The sequence below is a fragment of the Rhizobacter sp. P3_B12 genome (genome assembly GCF_056402895.1).
On sequence record NZ_JBFUGN010001057.1, the window covers coordinates 1 to 2,034 of the forward strand.

The 2,034-nt window shown below is 68.5% G+C and carries 2 protein-coding genes and 1 pseudogene; all 3 read left to right on the top strand.

Going from position 1 to position 2,034, the window contains the following annotated elements; all coding sequences use genetic code 11:
* Positions 1-6: 6 nt before the first annotated feature.
* Positions 7-993 carry a malate dehydrogenase gene (locus AC1D01_RS32005; RefSeq protein ID WP_047511238.1) on the top strand — a complete coding sequence of 329 codons (987 nt, stop codon included), beginning with the start codon at positions 7-9 and terminating at the stop codon, positions 991-993.
* A gap of 74 nt (positions 994-1,067) precedes the next feature.
* Positions 1,068-1,844 (top strand): trans-aconitate 2-methyltransferase, encoded by a 777-nt coding sequence (gene tam / locus AC1D01_RS32010; RefSeq protein ID WP_477873539.1) that lies wholly within the window; start codon positions 1,068-1,070, stop codon positions 1,842-1,844.
* A pseudogene (locus tag AC1D01_RS32015) lies at positions 1,844-2,034 on the top strand (CoA ester lyase); the annotation flags it as partial. The gene tam and the pseudogene AC1D01_RS32015, both read left to right, overlap by 1 nt.

Consider the following 2,034-nt stretch of genomic DNA (forward strand, 5'->3'; position numbering starts at 1 on the left):
CTCCTCATGAGCAAGAAACCCGTTCGCGTTGCCGTCACCGGTGCCGCCGGCCAGATCGGCTATGCCCTGCTGTTCCGTATCGCCTCGGGCGAGATGCTGGGCAAGGACCAGCCGGTGATCCTGCAACTGCTCGAGATCCCCGACGAGAAGGCCCAGAAGGCGCTGAAGGGCGTGATGATGGAGCTCGACGACTGCGCGTTCCCGCTGCTGGCCGGCATGGAAGCGCACGGCGATGCCAACACCGCCTTCAAGGACACCGATTACGCGCTGCTGGTCGGCGCCCGCCCGCGCGGCCCCGGCATGGAGCGCAAGGACCTGCTGGCCGCCAACGCGCAGATCTTCACCGCGCAAGGCAAGGCACTGAACGCCGTCGCATCGCGCAACGTCAAGGTGCTGGTGGTCGGCAACCCGGCCAACACCAACGCCTACATCGCGATGAAGAGCGCGCCCGACCTGCCGCGCAAGAACTTCACCGCGATGCTGCGCCTGGACCACAACCGCGCTGCCTCGCAGATCGCCGCCAAGACCGGCAAGCCGGTGTCGAGCATCGAGAAGCTGGCTGTGTGGGGCAACCACTCGCCGACGATGTACGCCGACTACCGCTTCGCGACGATCGACGGCAAGTCGGTCAAGGAACTGATCAACGACGACGTGTGGAACAAGGACACGTTCCTGCCGACCGTCGGCAAGCGCGGCGCCGCGATCATCGAAGCTCGCGGCCTGAGCTCGGCGGCCTCGGCCGCCAACGCCGCGATCGACCACATGCGCGACTGGGCGCTGGGCAGCAACGGCAAGTGGGTCACGATGGGCATCGCCTCCGATGGCCAGTACGGCATCCCGAAGGACACGATGTTCGGCTTTCCGGTCACCACCGCCGGCGGTGAATACAAGCTGGTCGAGGGCCTGGCGATCGATGCGTTCTCGCAAGAGCGCATCAACCTGACGCTGAAGGAACTCCAAGAGGAACAAGAAGGCGTCAAGCACCTTCTGTGAGCACGGCTGCGGGCCCGAGAGAAGGCCGGACTGCATCCGGCCTTTTTTTCGGCTCGACCGCTACGGAGCAAGCGATGAGCGACTGGAATCCCGCCCTGTACAAGCAATTCGAGGACGAGCGCACGCGCCCGGCGCGCGATCTGCTGGCGCAGGTGGATGCCATCCCGTCCGGCCCGGTGTTCGATCTCGGCTGCGGGCCGGGCAACTCGACCGAGCTGCTGGTCCAGCGATTTCCTGGTGCGCAGGTCGTCGGCACCGACACCTCCGAGGCGATGCTCGCCAGCGCCCGCGAGCGGCTGCCGGGCTGCCGCTTCGAGCTCAGCGACATTTCCACCTGGCGAGCTGCATCGCCCTCAGCACTGATCTACGCGAACGCCTCGCTGCAATGGGTGCCCGACCACGCGGCGCTGCTGCCGCGGCTGTTCGCCGAGCTGGCGCCGGGCGGCACGCTCGCGATCCAGATGCCCGACAACCGCGACGAGCCCACCCACCGGCTGATGCGCGAGACCGCCGCGCTCGCGCCGTGGGCCGAGCCGATTGGCGATGCCGACCGCAAGCGCACGCCGATGCTCGGCGTCGGCGGCTACTACGACCTGCTGGCGCCGCTGGCTGCGCGCGTGCAGGTGTGGCGCACCGCCTACCAGCACCCGATGAATGATGCCGCCGCGATCGTCGAATGGGTGCGCGCCACCGGGCTGAAGCCGTTCATCGACCCGCTGTCGCCCGCCCTGCGCGCCTCGTTCCTCGAGGCCTACACCCGCCGCATCGCCGAGGCCTACCCGGCGCATGCCGACGGCCGGCTGCTGCTGGCGTTTCCGCGGCTGTTCATCGTCGCAACCAAGGCCGCCTGATGACCCAACACCCGACCCAGCACCCGCGCGAGATCCTGTTCGGCGCCGGCGAGGTGCTGCCCGCCCTGCCCGTCTGCGACCACTACGCCGGCGTCGAGGCGCGCATGCACAAGAGCCTCGCGCTGCAGGGCGAGCTCGGGCCGGTGTTCGACATCACGCTCGATTGCGAGGACGGCGCCCCGGTCGGCGG